At 70.9% G+C, this 20,507-nt stretch carries 21 protein-coding genes; 9 read left to right on the plus strand and 12 right to left on the minus strand.

Features of this window, described 5'->3' with window-relative positions:
• Entirely contained in the window at positions 1–756 is a 756-nt protein-coding gene (locus G361_RS0135640; protein WP_026343908.1) for a 1-acyl-sn-glycerol-3-phosphate acyltransferase, read from the minus strand.
• A gap of 38 nt (positions 757–794) precedes the next feature.
• Positions 795–1,574 carry a 1-acyl-sn-glycerol-3-phosphate acyltransferase gene (locus tag G361_RS0135645; RefSeq protein ID WP_019931931.1) on the minus strand — a complete coding sequence of 260 codons (780 nt, stop codon included), beginning with the start codon at positions 1,572–1,574 and terminating at the stop codon, positions 795–797.
• A 169-nt stretch (positions 1,575–1,743) separates the two neighbouring features.
• Here G361_RS0135645 and G361_RS0135650 point away from each other — a divergent pair, with 169 nt between their 5' ends.
• Entirely contained in the window at positions 1,744–3,294 is a 1,551-nt protein-coding gene (locus G361_RS0135650; protein ID WP_019931932.1) for a Rieske 2Fe-2S domain-containing protein, read from the plus strand.
• Positions 3,295–3,330: 36 nt separating this feature from the next.
• On the opposite strand, the gene G361_RS0135655 is transcribed toward G361_RS0135650, so the two are convergent.
• A complete protein-coding gene (locus G361_RS0135655) occupies positions 3,331–5,109 on the minus strand; it encodes a bifunctional diguanylate cyclase/phosphodiesterase (protein ID WP_231387195.1) in 1,779 nt (592 codons plus the stop codon).
• 186 nt (positions 5,110–5,295) lie between these two features.
• Positions 5,296–6,561: a serine--tRNA ligase gene (serS, locus tag G361_RS0135660; protein ID WP_019931934.1), complete on the minus strand. Its 1,266-nt coding sequence runs from the start codon at positions 6,559–6,561 to the stop codon at positions 5,296–5,298.
• Between the two features lie 102 nt (positions 6,562–6,663).
• Here serS and G361_RS0135665 point away from each other — a divergent pair, with 102 nt between their 5' ends.
• Positions 6,664–7,782: a septum formation family protein gene (locus G361_RS0135665; protein ID WP_019931935.1), complete on the plus strand. Its 1,119-nt coding sequence runs from the start codon at positions 6,664–6,666 to the stop codon at positions 7,780–7,782.
• A gap of 10 nt (positions 7,783–7,792) precedes the next feature.
• Positions 7,793–8,143 (plus strand): metallopeptidase family protein, encoded by a 351-nt coding sequence (locus tag G361_RS0135670; protein ID WP_019931936.1) that lies wholly within the window; start codon positions 7,793–7,795, stop codon positions 8,141–8,143.
• Between the two features lie 3 nt (positions 8,144–8,146).
• On the opposite strand, the gene G361_RS0135675 is transcribed toward G361_RS0135670, so the two are convergent.
• Positions 8,147–9,019 carry a family 16 glycosylhydrolase gene (locus tag G361_RS0135675; protein WP_019931937.1) on the minus strand — a complete coding sequence of 291 codons (873 nt, stop codon included), beginning with the start codon at positions 9,017–9,019 and terminating at the stop codon, positions 8,147–8,149.
• A 209-nt stretch (positions 9,020–9,228) separates the two neighbouring features.
• Here G361_RS0135675 and G361_RS0135680 point away from each other — a divergent pair, with 209 nt between their 5' ends.
• The 3 genes from G361_RS0135680 to G361_RS0135690 all read left to right on the plus strand — a co-directional run bounded on the left by G361_RS0135680 (position 9,229) and on the right by G361_RS0135690 (position 11,668).
• Entirely contained in the window at positions 9,229–9,540 is a 312-nt protein-coding gene (locus G361_RS0135680; protein WP_019931938.1) for a PE family protein, read from the plus strand.
• Between the two features lie 67 nt (positions 9,541–9,607).
• Entirely contained in the window at positions 9,608–10,789 is a 1,182-nt protein-coding gene (locus G361_RS0135685; RefSeq protein WP_026343909.1) for a PPE domain-containing protein, read from the plus strand.
• Positions 10,790–11,668 carry an ESX secretion-associated protein EspG gene (locus G361_RS0135690; protein WP_019931940.1) on the plus strand — a complete coding sequence of 293 codons (879 nt, stop codon included), beginning with the start codon at positions 10,790–10,792 and terminating at the stop codon, positions 11,666–11,668.
• Here the strand turns inward: G361_RS0135690 and G361_RS0135695 are convergent.
• The 3 genes from G361_RS0135695 to G361_RS0135705 all read right to left on the minus strand — a co-directional run bounded on the left by G361_RS0135695 (position 11,611) and on the right by G361_RS0135705 (position 13,871).
• The gene (locus tag G361_RS0135695; protein ID WP_019931941.1) at positions 11,611–12,315 is read right to left on the minus strand and encodes a histidine phosphatase family protein; all 705 of its coding nucleotides are present in this window, start codon (positions 12,313–12,315) and stop codon (positions 11,611–11,613) included. The two genes, G361_RS0135690 and G361_RS0135695, sit on opposite strands and share 58 nt — an antisense overlap.
• Positions 12,312–13,232, minus strand: coding sequence for a prephenate dehydratase (gene pheA / locus G361_RS0135700; RefSeq protein WP_019931942.1), 921 nt, complete (start codon positions 13,230–13,232; stop codon positions 12,312–12,314). Before pheA ends, G361_RS0135695 begins: the two co-directional genes overlap by 4 nt.
• Before the next feature lie 102 nt (positions 13,233–13,334).
• Positions 13,335–13,871, minus strand: coding sequence for a hypothetical protein (locus tag G361_RS0135705; protein WP_019931943.1), 537 nt, complete (start codon positions 13,869–13,871; stop codon positions 13,335–13,337).
• A 94-nt stretch (positions 13,872–13,965) separates the two neighbouring features.
• On the opposite strand from G361_RS0135705, the gene G361_RS0135710 reads away from it, so the two are divergent.
• The 3 genes from G361_RS0135710 to G361_RS45930 all read left to right on the plus strand — a co-directional run bounded on the left by G361_RS0135710 (position 13,966) and on the right by G361_RS45930 (position 16,972).
• On the plus strand, positions 13,966–14,718 hold the full coding sequence (locus G361_RS0135710) for a DUF2470 domain-containing protein (RefSeq protein ID WP_019931944.1): 753 nt from the start codon (positions 13,966–13,968) through the stop codon (positions 14,716–14,718).
• A 24-nt stretch (positions 14,719–14,742) separates the two neighbouring features.
• On the plus strand, positions 14,743–15,531 hold the full coding sequence (locus G361_RS0135715) for a CPBP family intramembrane glutamic endopeptidase (protein ID WP_019931945.1): 789 nt from the start codon (positions 14,743–14,745) through the stop codon (positions 15,529–15,531).
• 70 nt (positions 15,532–15,601) lie between these two features.
• Positions 15,602–16,972, plus strand: coding sequence for an LCP family protein (locus G361_RS45930; RefSeq protein WP_019931946.1), 1,371 nt, complete (start codon positions 15,602–15,604; stop codon positions 16,970–16,972).
• An 18-nt stretch (positions 16,973–16,990) separates the two neighbouring features.
• Here G361_RS45930 and G361_RS0135725 read toward each other — a convergent pair whose 3' ends face one another.
• From G361_RS0135725 to G361_RS0135740, 4 genes are all read right to left on the minus strand, one after another.
• Entirely contained in the window at positions 16,991–17,914 is a 924-nt protein-coding gene (locus G361_RS0135725) for a DUF5926 family protein (protein WP_019931947.1), read from the minus strand.
• An 86-nt stretch (positions 17,915–18,000) separates the two neighbouring features.
• Positions 18,001–18,768, minus strand: coding sequence for a glycerophosphodiester phosphodiesterase (locus G361_RS0135730; RefSeq protein ID WP_019931948.1), 768 nt, complete (start codon positions 18,766–18,768; stop codon positions 18,001–18,003).
• Positions 18,765–19,844: a DUF4328 domain-containing protein gene (locus G361_RS0135735; protein ID WP_019931949.1), complete on the minus strand. Its 1,080-nt coding sequence runs from the start codon at positions 19,842–19,844 to the stop codon at positions 18,765–18,767. Before G361_RS0135735 ends, G361_RS0135730 begins: the two co-directional genes overlap by 4 nt.
• Complete coding sequence (locus tag G361_RS0135740) at positions 19,844–20,227, minus strand: rhodanese-like domain-containing protein (RefSeq protein WP_019931950.1); 384 nt, start codon at positions 20,225–20,227, stop codon at positions 19,844–19,846. The genes G361_RS0135735 and G361_RS0135740 overlap by 1 nt, the downstream gene beginning before the upstream one ends.
• Positions 20,228–20,507: the final 280 nt, after the last annotated feature.

The raw sequence follows: 20,507 nt of genomic DNA on the forward strand, positions 1-20,507 counted from the left end.
TCAGCCCGCGGCGCGGCGCTCGGCGGCGGCGCGGCGGCGGGCCATTTCCTCCTGGTCCAGGACGAGCGCCCGTTCCGGGGTCGGGGCCGAGCCGCCGAGGCGGGCCGGGACCCAAGGAGCGCCGGCGGGCATGTCGTAGCCCTCCTGTGCGCGGGTCAGCAGTTCCGTCATGGCCGTGCGCAGGTCGGCGGTCAGGTCGTCGGCCGACTCGCCCGGCGGGATGGGTGTGCCGATCCGGATGTTGATCGGGAAGCGGTGGCGGCCCAGCTGTTTCGGGAGGTCCTTGGTCCAGACCCGGTGCGCGCCCCAGATGGTCATCGGAATGATGGGCACCCCGGCCTCGATCGCCATCCGGGCCGCGCCGGACTTGAATTCCTTCAGTTCGAAGCTGCGGCTGATCGTGGCCTCCGGATAGACCACCACGATCTCGCCGTCCCGCAGCGAATCCACCGCGCGCGTATAGGATTGCGCCCCCGCGCTGCGGTCGACGCCGATCGCCTTGCAGTGCTTCATCAGCCAGCCGACGATGCCGTGCTCCAACTCGGCCTTCATCATGTAGCGGACGTTGCGGCCGGATCTGCGGCCGACCAGCCCGACCTCCATGAAGTCCAGATACGCCGTGTGGTTCACCGCCAGTACGGCGCCGCCCGTGCGCGGAATATTGTCCTGGCCGCCGATATCTATCCGCAGGCCCTGCAGCCCGAAGAACGTACGCACCAGGCCGGTGAGCACATCGAAGACCGGTTCTTGCCCCATCACCATCGGACTCTCCGCCACTAACTCCCGATTCGCGCCTACTGCGAGCCGGATTCCGTCTTCCGCCGGTCGGCCCGCGCCTGCGCCTCGGCGGCGTCGAGCGCGTCGGCCTCCTCCAGGGTGGGCGCACTGCCGCCCAGCCGGGCCGGAACCCAGTACGCGCCGGGCTCGTGCTGGTAGTCCTTCTGCAGCTCGAGCAGCATGTCCTGCATGGTCGAGTGCAGTCGCTCGGTCAGTTCGGCGGCCGCGGCGCCGATATCGTCGCCCTCGACCACCGGCGGCCGGATCGGCTCGCCGACCGCGATCGAGATCGGGGTGTTGGTCCGGCCGAGCCGCTTCGGATAGCCCTTGGTCCACACCCGCTGCGCGCCCCAGATCACCATGGGGATGATCGGCGTGCCGGATTCGATCGCCATCCGGGCCGCGCCGGACTTGAAACCCTTGATCTCGTAGCTGCGGCTGATGGTGGCCTCCGGATACACGCCGACCAGTTCGCCGCGGCGCAGATAGCCGACCGCGGCCTGGTAGGAGTCGGCGCCGGCCCCGCGATCGACGGGGATGTGCTTCAGCGCCCGCATGATGGGGCCGGACACGCCGTGATCGAAGACCTCCTTCTTCGCCATGAACCGGATGTACCGCTTCGGGGTGCGCACGGGCAGCCCGGCGTAGGTGAAGTCCAGGTATCCGGTGTGGTTGACGGCGATGACCGCGCCACCGGTAGCGGGGATGCGCTCGGCACCCCTGACGTCGAATTTCAGGCCCTGTGCGAAGAAGACGGTCCGGGCCAGCCCGATGATCGTCCGGTAGACGGGTTCCACGTTCGGCCAGCCTAGTCGGTCGCGGCGCCGGTGACCCGGGACACCGGCACATCACGTCATTCCGGACATCCGCGGCGAACACGGCGGGCCCGGTGCCGCCGGATCGGCGATGTCACGATTCAGCGGCTACCCTGGGTCACCGGCAATCGGTTCAGGAGGGACCAGTTTCGTGCAGATCACCAGCGTCGGCCACGCCGGCTTCCATATCCGCACCGCGGCCGGGTCGATCCTGTGTGATCCGTGGGTCAACCCGGCGTACTTCGCGTCGTGGTTCCCGTTCCCGGACAATTCGGGGCTGGACTGGGCGACGCTGGGCGACGTCGATTTCCTGTACGTCTCGCATCTGCACCGTGACCATTTCGACGCCCGGCTGCTCGACGAGTACGTCAACAAGGACGCCACCGTCCTGCTGCCGGACTTCCCGGTGCCGGATCTGCAACGTGAGCTGGAGAAACTCGGCTTCCGGAAGTTCCTCGAGACCCGCGATTCGGTCCGGCACACGGTCAGCGGCCCCGGCGGCGATCTGGATGTGATGATCATCGCCCTGCGCGCCCCCGCGGACGGCCCGATCGGCGACTCGGGCCTGGTCGTCGCCGACGGCGAGACGGTCTGCTTCAACATGAACGACGCGCGGCCGGTCGACATGGATGTGCTGCACGACCGGTTCGGCCACGTCGACGTGCACCTGCTGCAGTACTCCGGGGCCATCTGGTACCCGATGGTGTACGACATCCCGGCCCGCACCAAGGCCAACTTCGGCAAGCAGAAGCGGCAGCGCGGCATGGACCGGGCGCGCAGCTACGTCGAGCAGGTCGGCGCGACCTGGGTGGTGCCGTCGGCGGGACCGCCGGTATTCCTGGATCCGGAGCTGCGCTACCTCAACGACGACGGCCCGGACCGCTCCTCCGCCGAGAACGGCAACATCTTCCCCGACCAGGTCACCTTCCTGGAACAGCTGCGGTTGCACGGCAACGACCACGGCGTGCTGATGATCCCGGGCTCGGTGGCCGAGGTGCACGGCGCCGAACTGTCGGTCGCGCATCCGGTCGATCCGGAGCGGATCTACGGCGACAAGGCCGCCTACATCGAGCGGCTGGCACAGGAGAAGGCGCCGATCCTGGCCGCCGAGAAGGCCAACTGGGCCATCGGCGACGAACCGCTGCTGCCGCAGTTGAAGACGCTGTTCGAGCCGATCATGGCGGCGAGCCCGCAGATCTCCGACGGTATCGGCTATCCGGTGGGCCTGGTGCTCGGCCACGAGACCGTGGTGCTGGACTTCCCGCAGCGGACCGTGCGCGCCCCGATCGAAGGCGAGGGCAAGTACCGCTACGGCTTCCGCATCGACCCGCAGCTGGTCCGCACGGTGCTGCGCGACGACGAGCCGGACTGGGTGAACACCATCTTCCTGTCCACCCGCTTCCAGGCGTGGCGGATCGGCGGGTACAACGAGTACCTCTACACCTTCTTCAAATGCCTCAGCGAGGAGCGCATCGCCTACGCCGACGGCTGGTTCGCCGAATCGCACGACGATACGGCGTCCTGCGAGCTGGCCGGCTGGGAGGTGCAGCGGCGCTGCCCGCACCTGAAGGCCGACCTGTCGAAGTTCGGTGTGGTCGAGGGCACCACGCTGACCTGCAATCTGCACGGCTGGCAGTGGGATCTGGAATCGGGCCGCTGCAAGACCTCCAAGGGCCACGAACTGCGCAGCCGCCGGCTCTGAACCGATCGCCGGGGCGGCGTGCCGCCCCGCACCGGATCAGTTCGGCAGGCCGTACCCGTTCTCGACCGGGACCCAGCCGTTGGAGGTGTGGTCCCCCTCGGGGATGCCCGCGCCGACCAGCCCGCGACGGTCGTTGAGATCGCTGATCAGCTCGGCCACCGGATGCGAATCGCTGTAGTGGTAACCCTGCGCGAGGGCGAAACCCAGTTCGGTGAGCACCGCGGCCTGGTATTCGGTCTCCACGCCCTCCGCGATGACCTGCAGGTCCAGCGATTTGCTCAGCGCCGCGATCACGCCGAGCAGCGGCGGGGCCGGGGAGTCGGAGCGGATCGCCGCGACGAAGGACTGGTCGACCTTGAGGATGTCGCTCGGGATGGTGGCCAGGCGGCTCAGCGACGAGTATCCGGTGCCGAAATCGTCGATGGCGATCCGGACCCCGCGGTCGCGCAGCTTGTGCAGATTGCCCAGGGCGGTCTGGGATTCCGCGGCCAGTTCGCTCTCGGTCACCTCGAGCACCAGCTGTTCGGCCGGCCAGCCGGTATCGGCGAGGATGCCCGAAACCCGGTCCGCGTAATCGGATTCGGCCAGTTCCAGACCGCTGACGTTGACGTTCAGGGTCAGATCGAGCTTGGTGAAACTCTCCTGCAGCCGGGCCGCGTCGGCGCAGGCCCGGCGCAGCACCAGCTCGTCCAGATCGGAGATGAGGTCGTATTCCTCGGCGACCCGGATCAGGCCCTCGGTGGTGACGTCCGGCTGAGCGCTCGACGACCAGCGCAGCAGCGCCTCCACGCCCACCGCCTGACCGCCGTCCTCGCTCAGGCTGACGATCGGCTGATAGTGCACGTCCAGCGCGCCGGTATCGATGGCCTCGCGCAACTCCACCGCCAGCGGGAGCTGCCGGGAGGATTCCAGCACGGTCCGGTTCCGCCCGGCCTGCTTGGCCCGATAGAGACCGACGTCCGCGCGGCTGACCAGCAGCGACCCGGATTCGCCGGGCTGCCAGGAGGTGACACCGGCGGAACAGCCGGTCGTGACGGCGGCCCGCAGCTGTTCGGTGAGCAGGATCGCCGCCTGCTCGGTGGTGTTGGGCAGCAACAGCGCGAAGGCGTCGCCGCCGTAGCGGGCCAGCCGCTGATCGGGGGCGAGCAGCTTCGACCAGGTGTCGCCGACCCGCTGCAGGACCGCGTCACCCGCGCGATGGCCGAGGTGGTCGTTGATCTTCTGGAATCGGTCCAGGTCGACCAGGACCAGCGCCAGGCCCTGACCGGTGCGGGTGGCGTATCCGATGGCGCCGGACAGCGCGCGATCGAAGCCGCGCCGATTGAGCAGTCCGGTCAGCGTGTCGATATCGGCGTCGGCGGCCAGCCGAGTCAGCACGCCGACCACCATGCCGGCGCCGACGGTGACCCCGGCCGGGATGATGCCCGCCCACCAGGGCAGGCCGCGCGAGGGCACCACCCACAGGCACAGCAGCACCGCCAGCAGCACATGCGCGGCGACCCACTGCCAGGCGAAGAAGATCGCCGCATCGCAGGCGACGAAGACGTAGAACGCGGCGAGACTGATACCGCCGACCATGTTCGGGAACCAGTGCACCGCCACCGACACCAGGATCGTCGCCACCGCGACGTAGCCGTGGTGGATCCAGTGCGGCAAATGCGGGCCCCAGATCAGCAAACTGATGCCCAGCAACAACGCGATCGCGGCAGCAACACCCACCAGCGGCCGGTTGCCCTCGGTACCCGGGGCGACGGCAGTGATCAGCAGGCCCAGTACCCCGCCCATGACGTAGAACGCCCCGGTGGTACGCGCCATGAGCATTGCTGTAGCCAGCGCCGATGCCGCCCGCACCCGCGTGCGGGTATCGCCGCGAGAGCCGATTCCTCGCACGTGACATAGCCTAAACACTCGAGTAGGGAGCAGTCGCCACATCCGCAGTAAAAGCTGTGTCATTGGCCTTCGCTTCGCTCCGGCGGGTTCACGGTGTGGGAAACCAGCTGGCTAACGACTCGGAGGCTTCAGCAAATCCGTGCCCACGAAGGGGACCAGCTCGGCCGGTACCCGGACCGAACCGTCCGCTTGCTGGTGGTTCTCCAGGAGGGCCACGATCCAGCGGGTCGTGGCGAGGGTGCCGTTGAGGGTCGCGGCGATCTGCGGTTTGTTGTTCTCGTCGCGGTAGCGGACCGACAGGCGGCGGGCCTGGAACGTGGTGCAGTTGGAGGTGGAGGTGAGCTCGCGGTAGGCGGCCTGGCTGGGCACCCACGCCTCGCAGTCGAATTTGCGCACGGCCGAGCTGCCCAGATCGCCCGCGGCCACGTCGATCACCCGGTAGGGGACCTCGATGGCGGCCAGCATCTCCCGTTCCCAGGCCAGCAGGCGGCGATGCTCCTCGTCCGCCTCCTCCGGGCGGCAGTAGACGAACATCTCGATCTTGTCGAATTGGTGCACGCGGATGATGCCGCGCGTGTCCTTGCCGTAGCTGCCCGCCTCGCGGCGGAAACAGGAGGACCAGCCCGCGTAGCGCTTCGGACCGCCGCCGAGGTCGATGATCTCACCGGAGTGGTAGCCCGCCAGCGGCACCTCCGAGGTGCCGACCAGGTACAGATCGTCCTCCTCGAGGTGGTAGACCTCGGCGGAGTGCTGGCCCAGGAATCCGGTGCCCGCCATGATCTCCGGGCGCACCAGCACCGGCGGGATCATCATGGTGAAGCCGTTGGCGACCGCCTTGCGGGCCGCCAGCTGCAGCAGGCCCAGTTGCAGCAGGGCGCCGTATCCGGTGAGGAAGTAGAACCGCGCGCCGGAGACCTTGGCGCCGCGTTCCATATCGATGATGCCGAGGGCCTCGCCGAGTTCCAGGTGGTCCTTCGGCTCGAAGTCGAATTCGCGGGTGGCGCCGACCGTTTCGAGCACGATGTAGTCGTCCTCGCCGCCGGCCGGGGCGCCCTCCTGCACGACGTTGGAGATGGCGCGGGCCGCGGCGTCGAGTGCGGCGTCGGTGGTCTGCTCGACCGCCTCCGCCTCCTTGACCCGCCGGGAGAGTTCCGCACCCTGTTCGAGCAGACGGGTGCGCTCCTCCGGACTCGCCTTGCCGACCTTCTTGCCGAGTGTCTTGTGCTCGGCGCGCAACGTATCCGCGGCGGCGACCGCGGAACGGCGCGCGGAATCGGCCTCCAGCAGCGCGTCCACCAGGGCCGGGTCCTCACCGCGGGCCCGCTGGGAAGCGCGGACGACATCCGGGTTGTCGCGCAGGAATCGCAGGTCGATCATGGGGCCTCAGCCTAGTCGGTACGACCGGCGCGGCACCGTCGGGCCGTTGCGGGTGAACCTGCTCGTGGCGGCCACGCGACTGCGCTGCCATCATGGAGCGCGATGCCACCCGATCTGCCGCCGCGCACCGCTCCGCCCGACTCGCCCGCTACCGGCGCGTCCACCGCCGTCTTCGCGCACGAGGCCGATTCCGCCGCTCCGGCCCCCGGCCGCCGGCCCCTGTTGCCGGCCCAGCGGATCCGCTGGGGGCTGCTCGCCATCGCGGTCGGCGCCGTGGTGGCGGCGCTGGTCACGATGCTGATCAGTGGTTTCCGCAGTTCGCACGGGCTGGAGGCGCACGATCCCGGTTCCACGGAACCGACCGGTCGCGCGCACTCCGCCTTCGGATCCTCCCGCCCCGGCGACTGCCTGACCTGGTCTTCGCCGAAGGCGCTGGACCTCACCAAGGTCAACTGCGCGGACAAGCACCTGTTCGAGGTGACCGCCGAGATCGACCTGAGCAAATATCCGGGCAAGGAGTTCGGTCCGGGCAGCCGATTCCCGGACATGCTGCGCTTCTCCGAACTGCGCGACGAGCACTGCGCCCCGGCGGCGGCGTCCTATCTGGGCGGCAAACTCGATCCGCGCGGCCGCTTCGTCGTCGGCATCATCAATCCGGGCGAGCCCGGCTGGGCGCACGGCGACCGCACCATCCGCTGCGGCCTGCAGGTGGTCAGCGCCACCGGCAGCGCCTCCCAGCCGGTCACCGGGCGGGTCCGCGACAGCGATCAGTCCCGCACCTTCGAGGTCGGCCAGTGCATCGGCATCGCGCAGAGCCTGCCCACCAACGAACCGGTCGACTGCGCGAAACCACATGCCTACGAGGTGATGTCGGCCGAGGATCTGAGCACGCGCTTCACCGGTGGTCCGCCGGCCAAGGACGACCAGGACAAGTTCATGCAGGACGAGTGCGGCAAGGTGATCAACGACTATCTGGGCGGCCAGGACGCGCTGCTCGCCAAGACGCTCACCGCCTTCTGGGACAGTATCGACGCCCGCAGCTGGCTGGTCGGCAGCCGGAAGCTGAACTGCTTCGTGGGCAAGGGTTCCCAGGACGGTTTCTCGACGATCACCGGACCGGCCAAGGCGGACATCCTGATCGACGGCCAGGCCCCGGTGCCGCCGCCCACCTCGGGCCGCTCGACTCCCGCCCCGCTGCCGGGCGCGGCGCCGCCGCGCTGACGGGCCGGGCATGACCGTCGCCATGCCGGAGCAGCGCTTCGCGGAACTGGTCTCCGACGCGCTCGACCTCATCCCGCCGGAACTGGCCCGCGCGATCGACAACGTGGTCGTGCTGATCGAGCCGCGCAATCCGGAGGATCCGCAGCTGCTGGGCCTCTACCACGGCATCGCCCTCACCGAACGCGATACCTGGTACGGCGGTTCGCTGCCGGACACCGTCACCATCTACCGCGAGGCCATCCTCGACATCTGCGCCACCGAGGAGGACGTGGTCGAGGAGGTCGTGGTCACCGTGATCCACGAGATAGCGCACTATTTCGGCATCGACGAGGACCGTCTGCACGAATTGGGCTGGGGCTAGCGGTCACCGGTAGACCCGGACGTGGTCGACGAGCAGATTCGCGGGGAAGACCGTGGCGCTGTCCGGCGGTCCGGGCCACTCACCGCCGACGGCCAGGTTGAGCAGTATGTAGAACGGGTGATCGAAAACCCAGGTGTGCCCGGGTTTCAGGTCCGCGCGGGACAGCGTGTAGTAGCGGGCGTCGTCCAGGAACCACTCGATGCGGTCCGGTCCCCATTGCACGGCGTAGGTGTGGAAGTCGTCGGCGAGCCGCTGCCCGGCGGCCCGGAAGCCCTGGGAATAGCCGGGATCCGCGAATCCGGGCCCGTGGGCGGAGCCGTAGACGGTGCCGGGATCGTCGGCGATGGTCTCCATGATGTCGATCTCGCCGTTGCCGGGCCAGGAATTCGTATCGATATCCGTGCCCATCAGCCAGAAGGCCGGCCACAACCCTTTGCCCGCAGGGATTTTCATCCGCGCCTCGAACCGGCCGTAGGTCTGGGCGAATCGTCCGAGTGTGGTGATCCGGCCGGAGGTGACATCGCACGGACCGTCGGGACACGGTGTCATCCCGGGCACTTGCTCACGGCGCGCGGAGATCACCAGATGTCCGGCGCCGTCCAGGGCGACGTTGGTCGCGCGATCGGTGTAGTACTGCCACTCGTGATTGCCCCACTGCGGTTCGCCGCCGAGGTCGTAACCCCAGTTCGCCGGGTCGGGGCGGGCCCCGGCGGCGCCGGTGAACTCGTCTTGCCAGACCAGTTGCCGCACCGCCGGATCCGGGGCCGGCTCGGCGGTCGCGGTACCCGCGACGGTGAGCAGCGCGGCCGCCGTGAGGGCGGCGGCCGCGCCTCGGCTACCGGTGCGCGGGGGGCGGGATGCGGAGGGGACCATCATCTCGCAAACCTTTCGGCCGAGCCGACTTCCGCGATCCCGGCGGGACCGCACGAGTGATATTGCCGAGTGCCGCATGAGGATTCGATGAGATCCCGCCGCGGTGCGCGATCGGGTACGGATCACCGGGTCGTCGGCAGGCCGGGGAAGGGCGGCCACGGCAGTGCTGATGGGCTAATCTGATTACGCCGTCTCGAGAAGGAGTTCGAGCAATGGTTGGCAATGTGCTCGTGCAACCCGAAGTGATTCTGGCCGCCGCCGCGGAACTGGACCTACTGGCCGAGCGCCTGGCCGGTGCCGCGACCCTCAGCGGTCCGGTGACCCATGTGCTCCCCTCGGGCGCCGAGGAGGTGTCGCTGATGGCGGCCGACCACTTCAATCAGGCCGCGGTCACCCACGACAACTCGGTCGCCCAGGGGATCCTCGAATTGCACCATGCCGCAGCGATGTTGCGGCAGCAGGTGGTCCAGTACGCGGCTCAGGACGCCGCACACGCCGCAGGTATCGCCGCCATCGAGGTGTAGGCCGCGGCCGATCCGGGGGAACCACAACCGGCACGGGGGCGGAAACAGCGAGTTCAGGGGAGACACGATGACCGCAGGGATCACCGGGGTGTTCTGGTTACCCCGGCTGGCCGAGGGCAATTCGGCCGCACTCGAGACCGGGACGCACGCCGTACCCATCTCGGCCGCCGCCACGGCGTGGGGCGCGTTGACGGGCGCCTGGGTGGATGCCACCGCGACCGTCGCCCGGGTGCTGGCCGAACTCGGCGCCGGCCTCGAGGGCGTCAACGGTGTGGCGGCGCTGAGCCGGCTCACCGGTTTCATCGGCTGGGCCGAACAGCAGGGCGCACTGTCCGCCGCGATGGGGATGAAGGCCGCCGCCAACGCCACCGCGTACACGGTCGCCTCGCTGGCCATGCCCAGCCTGCCGGAGATCGCGGCCGCCGATACCGCGCGTACGGTCGCGCACGCCTCCGGCGGCGATCTGGACGGCAGCGCCGAACTCGCCGAGGCCGCCAAGGCCGCGATCGATCTGCGCGCCGCGATGGTGATGGAGACCTACGAGGCCGCGACCACCGCGATCGTCACCACCCCGAACCAGTTCCCGCTGCCCCCGGCGATCGCGAACGGCGCGGGCTCCGCGGTCGACGGTCAGGACGCCGATCAGGCCTTCCAGGACTCCGCGGCCGATCCGGCGCAGGCCGCGATCGCCGGCGTTCAGGCCGCGCTGAGCAATCCGGGCGTGACGGGCGCGCTCGACCAGGCCGCACATGTGGCCGGCACGGTGGTGAGCACCGGCGCCACCGCCGCGGGCGATGTCGCGGGCGGCGTGCTCAACGCCGCGACCGGCGGTATGCCCTCGCAGCTGCTGCCCTCCGGCTCGATGCCGCCGATGATGATGGGCGGCGTGGGCAACGCGGGCGCGGCGAGCCCGGCCGCGGTCACCCGCACCGTGTCCTACGGCGGCGGCTCGATCGGCAACAGCGGCAACAGCCTGCGGCTGCCCGAGGGCTGGGGCGCCGGCGGCGTGATCGGCGGCGGTCCGGCCGCCGCGACCGGCACCGATATCACCCTCGACCTCGAGGATCCGCATGCGGCGGGCCGCGGACAGGCCGTCGGCGGCAATCCGCTGCTGGGCTATCAGCCCCAGGAGGACGAGGACGAGGCCGACCATCAGGGCCCCGATTACCTGCGCGGCGAGCACTTCGCCGACGGCCGGGACATCGCCCCCGGGGTGATCGGCGCCGATCCGATGCCCAGTGGGCGCTAGGTGACGGTGCTCGGCGCGGGCCGCAGCCCGGCCGCGCTGGATGCGGTCGTGCTGTCGCTGGACGAGATGCAATATCTGCTCGAGGCGCTGCGCATCGATGAGGTCCCGGTGGTCCTGGACGCGATCGGCCGCTACGACCACGTGGCCGCGCACGACGCGGCGATGGCCGCGGCCGCCGCCGCGCTCACCGAGCGCGGACTGCTGATCGATGACGCGGTGCACCGCGATCTGGCGGATCGGCTGCGCGCGCTGTACCTGCCGCACTGGGTACTGGCCGTCCGCTGGTACGTCGGCGACCGGGTGAACCGCTGCTGTATCGCGCACGGCGACGAGTTCGAGGTGACGGTCCTGCGCGGACCGGACTCGTACGTCGTCGACGAGGCGAGCCACGATCTGCCCGGCACCGTACTGGCCGTACTCGGCGCGGCCGAACCGCTGGAGTTGTCCGGTATGAACGCGTTCACCGCGGATCTGAAGACGATCCTGCGCGACACCGCCGATGTCGACGCCACCACCGAGCGCCTCACCCGGGCCGGCAAGCCCGACCGCGACGCCCGGGTGCTCGCCTCGGCGCTGGTCGAGATCCATTCGCACGCCTCGGTGGTGGGCGTGGTGTACGGCGAGGGCACCCGCGAGATCAGCGACGGCACGGTGGCCGTCTACAACACCCGCAACGGTCGCTTCCTCGGCACCACCACCCGCGCCGACGACGGCGTGCAGTGGACCTCGCTGGCCACCGGTACCCCGGCGCGGCTGCGCACCGCGGTCAAGGATCTGCTGGACCGGCTGCCGCTGCGCACCGATTTCGGGCCGCGGACCGGTCAGCCCATCGGATCGTCGACCGTCGGCTCCACATCGCCACCGAACGGCGGCGTGTAGCGACCCCAGCGGACGCATTCCCAGCCGTCGAATTCCGGTGTGCCGTCCCGGTCGACGTAGCGCGGCAGCAGTTCGACCGTCTCGGTGTTGTCCAGGTGGTTGTGGGTGGTGAACGGCGGCGCCACGCCGCCGATCGCGCGGGCCACCAGCCGGATCGCGGCGCCGTGGCTGACCAGCAGGACATCGCCGGGCGCGGGATCCGCCGCGAGCGCCGCCGGGGTCAGCAGGTCGGCCCGCAGCCGCTCCACCACGGGCAGGCACCGATCGAGTACCGCCTGCCCGGACTCCCCGCCGGGCACACGAACATCCAGGTCGCCGAGATGCCAGGCATGGTAGATCTCCTGGAAGGTGTCGTGCGCCGCCTCGGAACTCTCCCCTTCCAGATCGCCGACCTGGGCCTCGTACACGCCGTCGAGCACCTCGGCCGGCACGCCGGTGACCGCCTCGATACAACTCGCGGTCTGCCGGGCCCGCAGCGCCTCCGAGCAGAACAGCCGGCGCGGCGGCGCCGGCAGATTCGCGGCGAAGGATTTGGCCTGTGCCACACCACGTTCGGTGAGCGGCAGGCCCGGTAACCGGGTGTCGAGAATCTTCGCGACGTTGCCCTCGGTCTCGCCGTGCCGCACCAGGATCAGCTTTCCCGTCACAGGTCCGCCACCCCCTTCTTCAGATCCGCCAACCAGAAGGCCGACGGTTCGTCCGGCGGCGGCGGAGTACCGCTGGGCGACCCGGCCGGCCACGATCCCAGATAGCGGATCTGGCCGGCGGTTCGGTGCAGAGCCTTGAGCGCCTCGGCGACCGCGGTGTCCTCGATATGTCCCACGCAGTCGAGGTGGAAGCGGTAGGTACCCATGCCGGTGCGGGTGGGACGCGATTCGATGAAGGTGAGATCGACACCGCGGGTGGCGAATTCGTCCAGGGCCCGCATCAGCGCGCCGGGCTGTTTGGGCAGGTCCAGCACCACCAGCGAGGTGCGGTCGGCGCCGGTGGGCGGCGGCGCCGGCCGTGGCCGGGTGACCAGGACGAAGCGGGTCACCGCATGGTCGTAGTCGGCGACCCCGTCGGCCAGCACCTCGAGCCCCAGCCGTTCGCCGGCCAGGGTGGTCGACACCGCCGCGTCGGCATGGCCGCGCACCACATCCTCGGCCGCGGCGGCGTTGGAGGCGGAGGTGTACGACTGCGCCTGCGGCATCCGGTCCGCCAGCCACATCCGGACCTGGGCCAGCGCCACCGGATAGGCCGCGACGGTCCGCGCGTCGGCGATCGTGACACCGGGCCGGGCCAGGATCGTGAAGGCCACATCCAATTCGGTCTCGGCGACGATCTGCAACCGCGGGCCGATCGCGAGCGCGTCGAGGGTCGGGGCGATCGAACCGTCCACCGAACTCTCGATGGGCACCACCGCCCCCTCGGCCTCGCCCGCCCGGATCAACTCGAGCGCGGCGCCCTGACTGGGCGCGGCGATCCGTTCGACGGGGCCGTCGAAGGCTCCCGCCGCCTCCAACTCGGCGAGAGCCATCTCGGTGAAGGTTCCCGAGGGCCCGAAGTAGGCGATACGAGGCACGGATACGACATTACTGTCCGATCGCCGGATCCGGCCGCGCTGCGCCTTCCGCGGGTGGGACGCTCCGCGACGCCACGCCGTAGGGCCGCCGCACCGGGCGTTTCAGCGCGGTGTCGCCACCTCCGGTGGTGTGGCCGTAAGTGGTGCCAATCCGCGGGTCACCGCATCGGGCTCCGCGGTCTCGACGGCCAGCAACACCTCGCGCACCGCCGCCACCGCCGCCGGTCGCAGCCCGCGCAGGAACTCGAGATCGGGCGCGGCCAGGGCGGCCCGGATATCCATTCCGCACAGTGCCGCGGCGGTCCCGGCCACCACGGCCAGCGCCCGGTCGCCGGAGCGGGTCCGGGCCACGAATCCGGTGTCGGCGTGCGCGATCCCGGCCAGGAAGCCGGCCACCTCCTCGTCGGGAAGGTCCAGGTCCAGGACCGGCGCGGGCGACCGATCCACCTCGTCGCCGGGCCCGGCCGGGCTCGATACCGGACCCGCCGCACTCGGTGCCGGAGCGACCGGCGGCAGCGGGGCCGCAGCGGTTTGTCGGCGGACCAGTCCGTCGATCAGGCCGCGCGGTGGTGCCGGTGCCGCGGGCATGCCGAGGGTCAGGGGAACCGGTTCCGGGGTGGGAGCGGAGTCGTGCGGCACGTTTCGACCTTAATGACCGGAATGCTTGCGCGACCGGCCGGTATCACTTAGCTTAGGTTTACCTAACTATCGGTTCGGATCCCTGGAGGTTCGCATGGGTCACACGACCGTCGTCACACCCACCGCCGCCGAGCGGGTGCGCAGCGCCTGCGCACGCGCCGGGGCGGCAACCCTGGCCCTGCCCGGAGCCGAACCGGTTCCCACCGTGTTGCATCACGTCCGGGCCTGCGGCGACGCGGTGCTCGCGGTCGCCGCCGATTCGGGGGCCGCCGCGGCGGCCGCGGCCTGGACCCCCGCGATGCTGGAGCTCACCGATCGGGCCCCGCTGCGGCTGCGGGAACCGGTGCGGGCGCTGATCTGGCTGCGCGGCCGGCTGCGCGCGGTCCCCGAATTCGCCCAGCGCGCACTGGCCGCCGAGGTCGCCGCCGAATATCCGCATCCGGCCCTGCTCGACGTCGGCCACACGACCGTGCTGCTGCGGCTGGTCCTGGATTCCGCGGTGATGGCCGACGCGGCCGGCGCGGTCTCGGTGCCGCCGGCCGAATTGCGCTCCGCCACAACGGATCCGTTCTGGGAGCTGGAATCGGCGTGGTTGCAGCACATCGACAGCGATCATGCCGAGATCGTCGGCGCGCTGGCCCGGCATCTGCCGGTTCGCCTGCGCGGCGGCCGGATCCGGCCGCTGGCCATCGATCGCTACGGCATCACGCTGCGCGTCGAGGGTCCGGAGGCCGACCACGATGTGCGGCTGCCGTTCGCCAGTCCGGCCGAGGATGTGCAGTCACTGTCGCGCGCCCTGCGCATCCTCGCGGGCTGCCCCTTTCTGAACCGCATGCGACGCCCCTGATCCCGCGCCCCTACATTGGCGGGCATGGTGTCTGAACCCGCGCCCGCGTGGCCCGCGCCCACCCCGGATCGGGAGCGGACGGCGATCCGGCTGGAGATCGTCATCGTCCTGGTCGTCACGTTCGGCCTCAGCGGGGCCAGTGCGGCGCTGTCGCTGGTGGAGAGCGCGCTCGCCCCGGGCGGTGTCGGCGGGCAGAAGGTGGCGCTGAATCCGTCGCGCGCCGAACAGTCCACCATCGACCTGCTGTTCCAGCTGCTGAGCGCGCTGCGCCTGGTCGGCTGGGCGGCCCTCGGCCTGTATCTGTTGTGGCGCAGCGGGATCGGACCGCGGCTGATCGGGCTGGCCCGGCCGCGACTGCGCGCCGACGTACTGCCCGGCGCGGCGCTGGCCGCGCTGATCGGACTGCCGGGGCTGGCGCTGTATCTCGTCGCGCACGCCCTGGGCCTCAGCGTCACCATCGTGCCGAGTTCGCTGGGCGACCACTGGTGGCGGCTGCCGGCGCTGGTGCTGTCCGCGATCGCGAACGCGGTCGCCGAGGAGGTGCTGGTGGTCGGCTATCTGATCAGCCGGCTCCGGGCGCTGGACTGGTCACCGCGGCGATCGCTGGTGGCCTCGGCGCTGTTGCGCGGTAGCTACCACCTCTACCAGGGGCTCGGCGGCGGGCTCGGCAATCTGGTGATGGGCGTGATCTTCGGCGGCTATTGGCAGCGGACCACGCGGTTGTGGCCGCTGGTGCTGGCCCACGCGACCATCGATACCGTCGCCTACGTCGGCTACACCGTGCTGCACGGGCACGTGTCCTGGCTGCCCTGACCGATCCGGCAGGTCATCGGCATCGCCGGAATCGACATGAACCGTACCGGCGGCGACATCAGTAGCATCTATGGAGATGAACGGCGAAGACCCCCGGCACGACGCACGGACACGCCGGGTACCGCCGTCCGGCACGCCCGGCTCGTACCGGCCTGCCCCGAACCATCGGTCCCCGGACGAGGTGCCGACCCGGCCCGCCCCCGAGCCGACGCAGGTCATGCGCCGCGATCGGCAATCCGGTTCGCCGCTGGCCTATTCCGCGGTGCCGACCCCGAACAACTCGCCGCCGCAATCACACCGGCCACCGCCCGGCGCGAACCGCGGCGGCCCGCCGCCCCCGAACCGGCGGCCGGTCGCGCCGCCGCCCGGACCGCCGCCGCGGCGTACCGCGCAGAGCGGTGCCGGTGGTGGCGAGGGCGGCGCGCGCCGCGGCCGGCGCAATCCGCCGCCGGACTCCCCGCAGGCCGCGATCGCCCCGCCGCGCCGCCGCCGGCCGCGCTGGGGCCGGCGGCTGCTGATCGTGCTGCTGATCCTGATCATCGCGCCGATCGCGGCGCTGATCTATCTGGACAGCACCCTGACCCGCATCGACGCCCTGGGCGGGTATGCGAACCGGGTCGGCGACACCCCCGGCACGAACTGGCTGCTCGCCGGATCGGACAGCCGCGACGGGCTCTCCTCGGCGCAGGAGGCCCAGCTCACCACCGGTAGCGCCGCCGATGCCGGTGGCGAGCGCAGCGACACCATCATGCTGGTGCACATGCCGAAATCGGGGCAGGCGACGGTGGTCAGCCTGCCGCGCGATTCCTATGTGAGCATTCCGGGCCACGGCCGCGACAAACTCAACGCGGCCTTCTCCCTCGGCGGCCCGAAGTTGTTGTCGCAGACCGTGGAGGTCGCCACGGGCCTGCACATCGACCATTTCGCCAAGATCGGCTTCGGCGGGTTCGCGGGACTGGTCGACGCGGTCGGCGGCATCGATATGTGCCTGCCGCAGGCGATGAACGATCCGCTGGCCGGTATCGACCTGCCCGCCGGCTGCCAGCATCTGGACGGGCCGAAGGCGCTCGGCTTCGTGCGCAGCCGCGCCACCGCGCGCGCGGATCTGGACCGGATGAACGATCAGCGACTGTTCCTGGCCGCGCTGCTGAAGAAGGCGACCGGCGCGTCGACGCTGGCCAATCCGTTCCGGCTGTGGTCGCTGGCGCAGGGCGCCGCCGGTTCGGTCCAGGTGGACCACGGCGATCACCTGTGGGACCTGGCCCGGCTCGGCTGGGCGCTGCACGGCGGCACGATCGCCACGACCGTGCCGATCGGCGGCTTCGAGGACGTGTCCGGCAGCGGGAACGTCCTGCTGTGGGACCACGACCGGGCCACCACGTTCTTCGGTGACCTGGCCGCCGACCGCCCGCTGCCGCCGGATCTGATCACGGTCGGCTGAGGCGGCCGGCGAACCGGTTCAGCGCAGCGTGACCTGACGCGACCGCAGGCCGTCGCGCGAGCGGCGCTCGTCCGCGGTCAACGGCGAGTCGGCGGCCAGGGCCGCGAGCAGCCGGACCCCGAATTCGGCTGCGGCCGTGACCCATTCGGCCGGATGGCGATCGTGATCCAGATCGAACACCGGCACCAGCAGCCCGTGCGTCCGGAACGAACCGGCGAACCGGGAACCCTCACCGAGTTGCAGACCGCCCGCGGCGTGCACCCGGGCCAGCGCCAGCATGAGGTCGTCCTCGTTCTCCGGGCGGACCCAGCGCAGATGCGCCCGCTCCCCCGCGTCCACCCACCAGGCCGCGCCGACCGCGTCGGCGCCGAGTTCCAGTCGCGCCGACGGCATGATCGCGCGGTTGGCCTGTTCGATGGTGGCGGCCACCTGCGGATCGGGCTGCACACCGGCCGGCACCCACCAGTTGAAGTCGGAGTGCACGGTGAGATCGAGGCTCGCACCGGGATCGATCACCTCGGTCAGCGCCGGTGCGGCAACGCCGGATTCGGCGACCGAGTCGAGCGAGCCGCCCGGCTCGGCGGACTGCGTCCACAGGATGGCGGCGGCCAGGTCCGCGGCCGGATCGGCGGACTGGTGCTGGACCTGGGCGCCGACGAATCCGGTCGGTTCGGCGCCGGCCCGCACCAGCGCGGCCACCGCACCGGGCAGCACCGTGGCGAGGGTGACCGGCCGATCGCCCTGGGCGCCCGGGGCCAGCTTCAGCGTCGCGGTCGCCGAGGGCACGAACTCCCGGAGAGCGACCAGATCGCATTCGGCGGCCAGCCCGGCGAACGGACGGGTGACGGTCTGCGCCGCCTGTTCCTGCGCCGCCCGGCGCTCGGCGAGGCGCTGTGCCCGGTTGCTGTCGGGCTTGGGACTGTTGCGCTTGCTTTTACCCACGAACGCAGAACCTACAGTGTCGGCCCGCCGACCGTCCGCAACCCCTGGCCGATCCGCACCGCGCGCGGCCGGATGCCGCCACCGGCTCAGACGGCGTCGAGCACCGCCTTGGTCCGGCCCGGATGGTTGGTGGCGATCCAGCTGACGCCCAGGTCGGCGCACAGCTTCACATCGGCGGGCTCGTCGACGGTCCAGCAGTAGGTGGCCCGCCCGGCGGCGGCCGCCTTGTCGACCAGATCAGGATGTTCGCGCAGGGTCTTCACCGAGGGACCGACGGCGGTGGCGCCGACCGTGGTCGCGGCGCTGCCGCCGAGGTAGCGGGACGACTCGCCGAGCAACACGGTCGGCAACAGCGGCGCGGCGCGGCGGATCCGCCAGACCGCGGTGGCGGCGAAGGACATCACCACCGCGCGGGAGTGGTCGGCGGAGGCGGGGGTGGCGATGCCGAACCGCTGCAACTCGGCCAGCAGCTTGTTCTCCACCAGCGCGCCGTAGCGCACCGGATGTTTGGTCTCGATGAACAGCTTGCTCGGCTGGGAACGCCAGTCCAGTACGAGCGTGATCAGCTCGCTCAGGGTCAGTACCGGCGAGGGCTCCTCGGCGGTGCCGAAGTTCAGCTCCTTCAGCTCGTCCAGGCTCATCTCGCTGACCAGACCGGTGCCGTCGGAGGTGCGATCGACCGTGCGATCGTGCACGCACACCAGATGACCGTCGCGGGTCAGCCGGATATCGCATTCCAGTCCGGCGGCGCCCTCCTGCAGGGCCAGCTCGTAGGCGGCCAGGGTGTGCTCCGGGCGTTCTCCGGACGCGCCACGATGCGCGACCACGAACGGTGCGCGGTTGCCCCCGTTCATTTCGCCATGACCTCCTCCTGCTCCGCGGCGCCGGGCGTGGCGCCCGTTGCGGCACGATCATCCCCGACCGGGGTCGACGGCGCGCGGCCGGCGGATTCCCCGACGGCGTGGACCGGTTCGATCAGCACCGCGGCGGGACCGGCGGCGGGCACCCAGCGCCGCGGCTGCCGAGCGCGACCGCGCAGGTCACGACCCTCGCAGCGGCGCACGACCCACAGCGAGAGCAGGGCGACCGCCGCGGCCGCCAGATCCGTGTAGGCGCTGATCATCACACCGTCGGCGCGCGCCTGCAGCGAATCGGCGGTATGCCAGCACAGCGCGACGACCACCAGGACACCGTCGAATACCCAGGCGCACCACCAGATCCGCACCGCGCGCAGCGCGCGGGGATCGGCGCGCCGGGCCAGCTCGGTGAGGAACACTCCCGGCCACAGCAGGTTGACCACCGGAACGAGACAGCCGCACAACACCATCCACACCGGCCGCGGATCCTGTTCGCCCGCCGCGGCATAGGCGGTGCGCCGGGCCCGGATCAGCCAGCCGACCAGCGCGATCGCGGTGACCAGCGCGGCCAGCAGCGCGAATCCGGCCAGCAGGTACAGCGATACGTCCGACACCACCAGCAGCGCCCGGGGAATCAGCCGGGTGCGGTTGCGCAACAGGATCAGGTACCGGCCGATCTCGGCGACGGCGGCCAGCGCGAACAGCACGGCGGTGAGCACCAGCAACCCGGCGACCCGATCGGCGAGCCGGGCCAACCGGCCCCGCCTGTCCGCCGCCGGCGCCGGCGGACTGTCGCGCAGGCCCCAGCGCGGCACCTCGGCATAGCCGGGCGTACCGGCCGACGCCGGTGCCGCCGCACGCGCGCTCCCGCGCGGCCGCCGGCCGGGCGGGCGGGCGACCCAGCGATAGTTGCGGCGCTCGGGCGGCGCGTCGACCGGACCCGGGGACAACAGCACCCCGCGGCAGCGCGGGCACCAGTGCATCGGGGTGCCCTGCACCGCCCAGCGCGACCCGCACCGCGCGCAGGGCTGCACCACGGCGCCACCGCGGCCCGCACCGCCGGGGACGCTCATCAGTAGACCTTCGCCTCGTGGTCGCCGGCGGCGGCGAGCGGCCGGCCCGCCTGCTGCCAGGCCACCATGCCGCCGAGCACGTTGACCGCGTCGAATCCGAAATGCGTCAGATAGCGCACGATCTGCAGGGAGCGGCCGCCTTGGCGGCAGATCACGTAGATCTCGGTGCCGGTGTCCAGCTCCGCGAGGCGAGCCGGCACGTCGTTCATCGGAATGTGCACGGCGCCGGGCGCGTGCCCGAACTGCCATTCGTCGTCCTCCCGGACGTCGAGCAGCAGGCGGGCCGGCGCGGTGGCCGCGGTGCCGGATCCGGCGGGCGCCGCGGTGTCGAATTCGGCCGGCACGGCCTCGATCGGCACGGACGGAATCTCGGAGCTCGTCACGGCTTCGATCCTGCCACGCCCGGCGACCGATGCCGAGAGTTCGGGGGCCCTCGAAAACAGGTTATGCACAGTGTCCACAACCTTATCCACAGGTTGCGGATGCGGCATTCGGGCCACGACGGAAGCGGGCGATCGATCCGGGACTCCCCTCCTCCTATCCCGGAGCAATCGCCCGCCGAATACTTGGACGGGGTGCGGGACCGTTCGGTTCCCGCGACTTCCGAAAATCCGGCAACACTTCCGAAGCCGCGGAAATGCGGGATCCGGCCCGGTGACGTCG

This window comes from Nocardia sp. BMG111209 (assembly GCF_000381925.1).
In the GTDB taxonomy this organism is placed as follows: domain Bacteria; phylum Actinomycetota; class Actinomycetes; order Mycobacteriales; family Mycobacteriaceae; genus Nocardia.

Bases quoted from the DNA above. Each gene is read 5' to 3' on its own strand.
- G361_RS0135640 (WP_026343908.1), bottom strand. From the start codon at position 756: ATGGGGCAAGAACCGGTCTTCGATGTGCTCACCGGCCTGGTGCGTACG.
- G361_RS0135655 (WP_231387195.1), bottom strand. From the start codon at position 5,109: ATGGCGCGTACCACCGGGGCGTTCTACGTCATGGGCGGGGTACTGGGC.
- serS (WP_019931934.1), bottom strand. From the start codon at position 6,561: ATGATCGACCTGCGATTCCTGCGCGACAACCCGGATGTCGTCCGCGCT.
- G361_RS0135665 (WP_019931935.1), top strand. From the start codon at position 6,664: ATGCCACCCGATCTGCCGCCGCGCACCGCTCCGCCCGACTCGCCCGCT.
- G361_RS0135670 (WP_019931936.1), top strand. From the start codon at position 7,793: ATGACCGTCGCCATGCCGGAGCAGCGCTTCGCGGAACTGGTCTCCGAC.
- G361_RS0135675 (WP_019931937.1), bottom strand. From the start codon at position 9,019: ATGATGGTCCCCTCCGCATCCCGCCCCCCGCGCACCGGTAGCCGAGGC.
- G361_RS0135680 (WP_019931938.1), top strand. From the start codon at position 9,229: ATGGTTGGCAATGTGCTCGTGCAACCCGAAGTGATTCTGGCCGCCGCC.
- G361_RS0135685 (WP_026343909.1), top strand. From the start codon at position 9,608: ATGACCGCAGGGATCACCGGGGTGTTCTGGTTACCCCGGCTGGCCGAG.
- G361_RS0135710 (WP_019931944.1), top strand. From the start codon at position 13,966: ATGGGTCACACGACCGTCGTCACACCCACCGCCGCCGAGCGGGTGCGC.
- G361_RS0135715 (WP_019931945.1), top strand. From the start codon at position 14,743: ATGGTGTCTGAACCCGCGCCCGCGTGGCCCGCGCCCACCCCGGATCGG.
- G361_RS45930 (WP_019931946.1), top strand. From the start codon at position 15,602: ATGGAGATGAACGGCGAAGACCCCCGGCACGACGCACGGACACGCCGG.
- G361_RS0135730 (WP_019931948.1), bottom strand. From the start codon at position 18,768: ATGAACGGGGGCAACCGCGCACCGTTCGTGGTCGCGCATCGTGGCGCG.
- G361_RS0135735 (WP_019931949.1), bottom strand. From the start codon at position 19,844: ATGAGCGTCCCCGGCGGTGCGGGCCGCGGTGGCGCCGTGGTGCAGCCC.